7 protein-coding genes are annotated in these 7,955 nt (G+C 37.8%); 4 read left to right on the top strand and 3 right to left on the bottom strand.

Annotated elements, in window-relative coordinates:
* Both MW688_RS18660 and MW688_RS18655 read right to left on the bottom strand, forming a co-directional pair.
* A partial coding sequence (locus tag MW688_RS18660; protein ID WP_486737520.1) for a vWA domain-containing protein occupies positions 1 to 1,080 on the bottom strand: 1,080 nt, incomplete at its 3' end.
* A 73-nt stretch (positions 1,081 to 1,153) separates the two neighbouring features.
* Positions 1,154 to 2,176: an ATP-binding protein gene (locus MW688_RS18655; RefSeq protein WP_486737519.1), complete on the bottom strand. Its 1,023-nt coding sequence runs from the start codon at positions 2,174 to 2,176 to the stop codon at positions 1,154 to 1,156.
* A 272-nt stretch (positions 2,177 to 2,448) separates the two neighbouring features.
* On the opposite strand from MW688_RS18655, the gene fabG reads away from it, so the two are divergent.
* From fabG to MW688_RS18635, 4 genes are all read left to right on the top strand, one after another.
* Complete coding sequence (fabG, locus tag MW688_RS18650) at positions 2,449 to 3,132, top strand: 3-oxoacyl-ACP reductase FabG (protein ID WP_486737518.1); 684 nt, start codon at positions 2,449 to 2,451, stop codon at positions 3,130 to 3,132.
* Between the two features lie 5 nt (positions 3,133 to 3,137).
* Positions 3,138 to 3,956, top strand: coding sequence for a TrmH family RNA methyltransferase (locus MW688_RS18645; RefSeq protein ID WP_486737517.1), 819 nt, complete (start codon positions 3,138 to 3,140; stop codon positions 3,954 to 3,956).
* Between the two features lie 104 nt (positions 3,957 to 4,060).
* Entirely contained in the window at positions 4,061 to 4,417 is a 357-nt protein-coding gene (locus MW688_RS18640) for a hypothetical protein (RefSeq protein WP_486737516.1), read from the top strand.
* 733 nt (positions 4,418 to 5,150) lie between these two features.
* Positions 5,151 to 5,906: a hypothetical protein gene (locus MW688_RS18635; RefSeq protein WP_486737515.1), complete on the top strand. Its 756-nt coding sequence runs from the start codon at positions 5,151 to 5,153 to the stop codon at positions 5,904 to 5,906.
* 208 nt (positions 5,907 to 6,114) lie between these two features.
* Here the strand turns inward: MW688_RS18635 and crtD are convergent, their stop codons facing one another.
* The gene (gene crtD, locus MW688_RS18630; protein WP_486737514.1) at positions 6,115 to 7,620 is read right to left on the bottom strand and encodes a C-3',4' desaturase CrtD; all 1,506 of its coding nucleotides are present in this window, start codon (positions 7,618 to 7,620) and stop codon (positions 6,115 to 6,117) included.
* Positions 7,621 to 7,955 lie beyond the last annotated feature (335 nt).

The raw sequence follows: 7,955 nt of genomic DNA, 5'->3' as shown, positions 1-7,955 counted from the left end.
CAAATGAGCAACTTTTAGCAGTAATGAGTAGATATTTTCAACTGTATTTAGCCCCCCTGGTACAACTACCCAGAGAACTGGTAAACTAGGTGTATCTTCGGGAAAATCACCATAACCATCCGTTAAATAGACACAAACAGCTTCTAGAGAAGAATTTCTCTCTTTTTCAACCGCATGGAAAAAAGGAATAAAGGATGTACCACCACCCCCAACAGGCTCTGGTATACTATCACCAGGTTTTAATTCTATTGGTCCGTAAATATCAGCATCTGCATAATATAATTGGCAATTAATGTGAGGATAGGCGCTTAAAATGCCTTGTAATTCACTACAAAAACTATTCATTTGGCGATCGCTTATGGAGCCACTAGTATCAATTGCTACAAAAACTTGGATTGACTCACCAGCCAAGATATCTAAATATAAACCCCGACCGATAAAGCGACGGTCAAAACCTTGAAAATCATTAGGTGTATGAACAAGATAACGCCAAAGACGAGTACGCCAATCTATTTGTGCTGCGGTTAATTCTTTTATTTGACGTTGAATACCCGCAGGTAGATTACCATGATTAGCAGTGCGAGCAACTATAGACGCCTGTTGTAAAGCATTTTGCCAGTAAGCCTTTAAATCAGCTTCTTGATCGCTTAATAAGGATTCAGAGGAATTTTTTAGGCACAATAAATCTAATATAGGTAACTCAAATCCACAGTTATCCTGTTGCTGCAATAACAACTCATAAATTTCTTCAACACTTTTAGTTTCCCAATCAGGATAACGAATACCACCAGGAGGTAATTCATAGTTATTATCTTCAGCAATTAAACCATTAACTACAATATCTGCGGCGATATTCCAATAATATGGATCTCTATTTTGGCGTCGAATATTGTGCAATAAAGCGGCGTGTAAAATCTCATGAACAATTAACCCATCAACTTGATTACTAGGAAGAGAAATAAGATAATCAGGATTATAAAAAATTGATTTACCGTCCGTAGCTGCCGTATCAAGATCATGAGTAGATTTAAAGTCAATAAATAAACCCAGAGTTGCAAAAAAAGGGGATTTACCCCGCATTCTTAACCTTGATATAGTGATAATTTCTTCTGGTTTAACAGATTTATTTTCCAGAAATAATAACTTTTTAAAATTAGAATTTACCTAATAGTTCTTGATAATTATTAAAAAAACTTTTGAATTTTTGGTTCTCTTTAATTAGTTGGCTGAAGGCAGCAATCTGGTTTTTATTACGCATTTGACGCATTAGATCACCGACAAATAATTGACACCATTCAGTGGTTGCTTTAGTCATTAACCATTCAAAAGAATTCATCCCTTCCACTGCACTTTGAGCTCTGATGGCGAGCCCTATAGTAGTAGCATAACGCGCTGATGCTTCTTGAGGAAAGTTGATCTTATCCCCTTTTCCTATTAAGATAGAATCAAAACTTGGTAACTTTTCATAGAGAGTTACAAAAGCTTGAAATTCACTACAAACCTCCTCTCCAACAGCAGGAGAAATATCAAGATTACACAAATGTAACTTATTAGCTATTTCCCAAGTACGAGGTGATGGCCAAGCGTGACTGTAAGCGTTGAGTTTATGCAATAATTCAGTACGATAGGCGAGAAAAGCGATAATTTGCTCATCAAACTTGTGATCTAGTGCGTAAGCTTTAAAACTATCAAAATCAACAGTAACCTCAAGGTGTAGAAAACGATTAGCTAAAGGTGCGGGCATTTCAAAAATACTAGCCCTGTCTTCTTTACGGTTACCTGCGGCCCAAATCATCCAATTTTGGGGCATTTCATAACTGCCTACTTTTCTATCTAAGATTAATTGTTGAGCAACACCTTGCATAGTTGGCGGAGCCATATTGATTTCGTCGAGAAAGAGAATTCCTTTTCCACTACGAGGTAAAAATTCTGGGGGATACCAGGTAGATATACCTTCTTTTTCGTTATCTTTGGCGATCGCAACGGGTAAACCTCTTAAATCAGTGGGTGCTAGTTGAGACAGACGCAAATCGATAAAATCCATGTTATTTTCATGATCCACTTGGGCGACAATACTTGATTTGCCGATTCCAGGCGCTCCCCAAATCATGGTACTAATTTGTAGCTGGTTTTTGACGAGATTGTTGAGATATTCTTTGAGCTTTGTTGGTGTCATAGATTAGCGTACTCTTTTAAGGATATCCTTCGGTTGTCAGTCAAATATTATTATAACCTACATTACGCGCTTCAAAAAGAAGACTACAATTTTGATAAAACTTGCGAAATACCGAAAATGCTCTCTGTGACTAATTTACAACAAAGTGAAGCAAGCCGAATTAAAAGTGTCACACAACACTTAGACAGATGCCAAAAAAAGCCCATTGGCTAATTCTGTACAAGTTTTCGCTAAGATATGAAAAAAGAAAACTCATAGAGATTTAAATTCAAATGCGAGACAAACAAGTTTTACTCACAGGGGGCACAGGAGGATTAGGTTTAGGTGTAACTCCCGCAGTTTTAGCAAGAGCAGAAAAAATCACCATTCCCTATCATAGTGACAAGGGAATTAATCGTCTCAAAAATAAACTATCTGCTGAAGATTTTCAACGCCTTCGTTTTGTGAAAGCTGATTTAACTCAAGAAGCTGAAGTAGAAAAATTAGTTAATGACTTAGGTAGAGTAGATGTTTTAATTCATTTAGTAGGTGGCTTCTCTATGGGAGCTGTAGAAGAATTTAGCTATAGTGACTGGCAGAGTGCTTTTGCCTTGAATCTTAATACAACCTTTTTGGTGTGTAAATATTGTCTGAAGCTGATGCGCCAACAAGGTTATGGTAGAATCGTTACAGTAGGTTCAATAACAGCTAATAATCCTGCCGCACAATTGGCCGCCTATTGTGCCTCAAAAAGCGCAGTAGCATCTTTAACTCAAGTAATCGCCGCAGAAACCGCCGATTCAGATATTACCGCTAATGCAGTTTTACCTAGTACAATTGATACTCCTAATAATCGTGAAGCTATGGGCACAGACCAAGTAGATGAATGGGTGAAACCAGAGTCAATTGCTAAAGGTGTTTGTTTTTTAGCTTTTGATGCCCCTAAAGATTTACGTGGAGCTCTTTTGCCCTTTTAATAGTAATGCTTACTAGCACTAAAAACCCTCTAATCAAGGAAATTCGTCAGCTACACCAAAGTAAATTTCGCCGCCAAAATAATCGCTTAATTTTAGAAGGGACTAATTTAATAGCTGCGGCTATAGAGGCTAATTATCCTCTAGATGTATGTTGTTACACGGAAGCATGGCAAGCTAAATACCCCCAATTAGAGAAAAAAGTTATTCAACTAAGTCAGAGAGTGACTTTAGTTGATCCATTAGTGTTAAAAGCGATCGCCACTACCGTTAATCCTGAGGGAGTGGTAGCTACAGCTACCAGAATGACTGCTAAAACTCCTGAGACTAAGATTAATTTGGGGTTAATGTGCGATCGCCTTCAAGACCCTGGTAATCTTGGTACAATTATACGTACTGCTGCTGGAGTAGGGGTAGATGCTTTATGGTTAAGTAAAGATTGTGTAGATTTTGACCATCCCAAACTTTTAAGGGCTTCTGCTGGGGCATGGTTTAACTTACCCATTGCTACTACTGAGAGTTTGAGTAGTCAAATTCTCCATTACCAGAGTCAAAATATACAAGTAATAGCTACTTTAGCTCAAGCTGACCAAACTTATTGGGATTTAGATTTAACTAAGCCTAGTGTTATTTTACTTGGTAACGAAGGAGCGGGATTATCCCCAGATTTGATTGCTCTTGCGGACCAAAGGGTTAAAATTCCTATTACTGAGTCTGTAGAATCTCTCAACGTAGCCATTGCCACTTCTTTGCTACTCTATGAGGCAATAAGACAAAGACTATACTCAGATCTTGCCTCTTTACCCAAAGTTACTGGTTGGGGTTGAGTCTTGAAGTCTTGAAGTAAGAAGTAATGAGTAAGGAGTCTTGAAGTCTTGAAGTAAGAAGTTATGAGTTATGAGTTAGAGAATTGATACTAACCCCTTAAAAATTGTTTCTCGATAAAAAGTCAAAACGTGTAAACCAGTCAGATTTACCAAATCTTCCCCAAGACTTTATTCCTTATACTAAAAATCTCTCATTAGATGAAAAGATTCATCTACATGAAAAACTTGCTGACTTGAGACATAGAGAATCATTACGGGACCTTGCTATATCGGTATTTCAAATGTATTTTGGAGTAGCGGTTTTTCTGGTTGTTGCTATATTGATTTGTAATTTAGCAAAAGTCGATTCTGAGGACTTAAAGTGGTTAACAGGGAGATTGCTGGAACTATCTTCACCAATAGTCACCTCTGTAGTGTTTTACTACTTTGGGAAAAGTAGTGAAGACAGAAAAAATAGGTAATCCTTACATATCAAAATAATACCATAAATCTATGCAATTGACTGCATAGATTTTTATAGTTCAGAGCATTTCTTCAATTAATACCTTTGGTTGGATTTATAACCATTCTGTTTAGCCTAACCTACTCGCTTATTATTTCTTGTAGGTTGGGCCCTTGGAATACGAAACCCAACAATCTATCTCATTGTCTTCGACTTTTATGATTAATCTTTGTTTATCTGGTTTTATGGAGTATTAATATTTATAGCAATGAGCGTTGTAGTGTTAACAATATTTATATTTACAGATCCCCCCAACCCCCCTTAACAAGCTATCCTTTATAAGCAACTCTGAAACCCTTGTATAGCAGGGAGCACCGGAGCACGGGAGCAGGGAGAGGGGTTTTAAGTAAAATTACTTAAGTTGTGGATAAAATGTATATTGCTATACATTATTTTCTTAAACAAAATCTAAAAAAGCACAAACCCACAAGTTGCGGGTTTTGTCAAGTTTTATGTTAAGAAAGATGTTTATAAAGCATAGCTTAACAAGGGGGGCTTTTCATGATAATAACTGTTAACATCTATTTGGTCATTGCTATATTTTTGAGGCTGGTGGAAAATGTGAGTTTATGAAAAGAAAATTGAGCAGAAATTAATTAGTTTACCTGAGAGAAAAAATAAAGCCATAATCGGAACCTTTTTTTACCCCTTACGTCTTGCCTCTTACTCTTTAACTTTAAGGAAAAAAATAAATGATTTACAAATACCTACTTATTGGCACACTTTTATTCCCCTGTGTTAGCATAACTCCTGTCTTAGCCCAACAAGATGAAATACGCCAAGAACGTGTACAATTTGAACCAGGTACCATTGGTACAACTATCCAAGGTCAAATAAAAGGCTACGAAACAGTTGATTATATTCTCAACGCCAAGGGCGGACAATCAATCTCAGTCATACTAAAAACCAATAATTCTCAAAACTACTTCAACGTCATAGCACCAGGGGAAGATACAGCCATGTTTGTTGGTTCAACCTCCGGCGATCGCTTTCAGGGAAGTTTACCCAAAGACGGCGACTATACCATCCGTGTCTACCTCATGCGCAATGCAGCTAGAAATGCAGCAACAGCCAACTACACCATGGATGTACAAATAGGCAATAATCAAGCATCCTCCACTAGTAACCGCACCGCTCCCTATACAACCGCAGACTATGATGCTACCACTATTTTAAGCTGCGAAGTGCGTAACTCAGCAGATATGAGTACACCTGTTACCCATAATCAAAATTGCCCCGCAGGTATTCTCAGACAGACTTCAGGATCGGCATCCATTCACATTATGTTACCCACTGGTGTAGAACGTGTTTTAAATTTTGAACCTGAAAACGTGACAACTCCTACGGGTGGCGATCTAAATTGGGGCAAGGAAGATGACACTTGGTATATTGGTATTAACAATCAAGAATTTTACATGGTACCAGAAGCCGCCATATATGGAGATTGATTTTAAATTCTAAAGACTCTTTATTATTTCTTGTAGGTTGGGTTGAGGTTACGAAACCCAACAATCTACCTCATTTTCTTCTAAGAAAATAGGAGCTTTTTGATATAAATTAAATAATTATGCGATCGCCTATAAATAGTAAAATAAGCTGAAATTATTTTCCACTTCACTCAAATTTGGGATGACTACCTATTAATTTTACTATTACTTAGCTTTGAGCGAGAATTTGCTTAACTACCGTAGCCGCAGAATAACTGACTCCCGCTGTCCCTTCACCGGGATGAGTAGAATCACCTACTAGCCAGAGATTACTAATCGGGGTGCGTGTAGCAAAACCAAATGGTCCAAAAGTACTAACTCTTTGACCGATACCACCCACAATACCAGACTCTCTAGCCGTATACTGCTCAAAAGTTCTTGGTGTTGCGGCTTCTTGATGGACAATAGTATCAGGATTTAAATTAAAATAACTACTTAAACGCGCGATCGCTGTTTGGGTATATTTTTCTTTCAGTTGTTGATATTCTTCTTTTGTCTCTGTATACCATAACTGAGGATTAGTAAAAGATGAGGCTACTATCGTTGCTTTTCCTGTTGGTGCCCTTCCATCTTCAGGTTTACTCACAGACACAAATAGAGAGTTATTTTCTCCTATAGGTTGATTATAGTCGTAGAGAAACTGCAAATGGGGTGGGCAGTTATCAGGTATAGCTGTCTCCTCTACTCCTAAATAAATAACAAAGGCACCAGATGATGGTGGAAGTTTAGCTACTCGGCGCCCATAAGATTTAAATTCAGGGGTATTTTCTGGTACTAGTTTAACTAAATTTTGTACAGTCAAATTCCCTACTACATAGTCAGCACTTTCTGTCCAGGTTTCCCCAGTTTTTTGATTGAGAATGGTTACTTCAGCTACTCTATGATTGTTAGTAGTTATCTTAGTTATTTTGTGCCCTAAATATAGTTTACCTCCATGTTTAGTTAATCCTTCTACTAGGCGATCGCTCAATACCTGCATACTCCCTTTTAAATGATATAATCCTTGGGGTGATTGAGACACACTTAAAGCTGTGGCGGCGTAGAGTAAAGCTGTGGATGCAGCATCTACTTGAGAATATAATTTTAACTGCATATCTAAAAATGTTCTCAATCGTCTATCCTTACCTAAACCACATAAATTCAAGGCATCTGTCACCGTCATTAAGGCAAAGGGTAAAGTAGTTAAAGTATCTAGGCGCACTGCTTGTATTAATTGCCCTAAATCCCAGAGATTACGAGGAGGTAAAACAGGTTCACGCCCTTGGAAACGCCAGCTAACCTCAAATAAATATTCAATTAAGCGCCAAAATGGTTCACTCCCGGGAAACTGTCTATTTCTCTCCATTTGCCACTTTTCTGCATCTTGCCAAACATTAATTGGTGCGGTTTCTTCCGGTAAAAATACAGCACAGCTAGGATTACAGATAGTTGCTTCCGGTAACTCTACTCCTAACTTTTTAAATATCTGCTCGTGAATCCCACCCGTTTCTAAACCTGCTACTTGAGTAGCCCCTACATCGAAGGTAAAACCACGCCTACGGAAGGTAGAGGCACACCCTCCTGGCACGTATGCCTGTTCAAAAATACTTACTTGGTAGCCTTTACTTGCTAGTAAAGCCCCTGCTGTTAAACCTCCAATACCTGCACCTATAACGATTACTTCTGACTGCTTCACCGCTTAATATTTCTTTACATCTTTCTTATTTATTTTAATATAATTTCGTTTAAAAAGTGTGAGGAGTCGTTAAACTCAGACCCTCGCATCTTTACCCAAAGTTACTTGTGGATGAATAATGAGTTTTGAAGTAATGAGTTTTGAAGTAAGAAGTAAGGAGTAAGGAGTAAGAAGTAAGGAGTAAGGAGTAAGGAGTAAGGAGTAAGAAGTAAGGAGTTTTGAAGTAAGAAGTAAGGAGTTTTGAAGTAAGAAGTAAGGAGTTTTGAAGTAAGAAGTCTTGGAGTTTTGAAGTAATGAGTTAAAGAATTAATGCTCAACGCTTAAAAATTGGTTGA

This window comes from Johannesbaptistia floridana, assembly GCF_057440575.1.
This window is presented reverse-complemented; position numbering and strand designations above follow the sequence as displayed.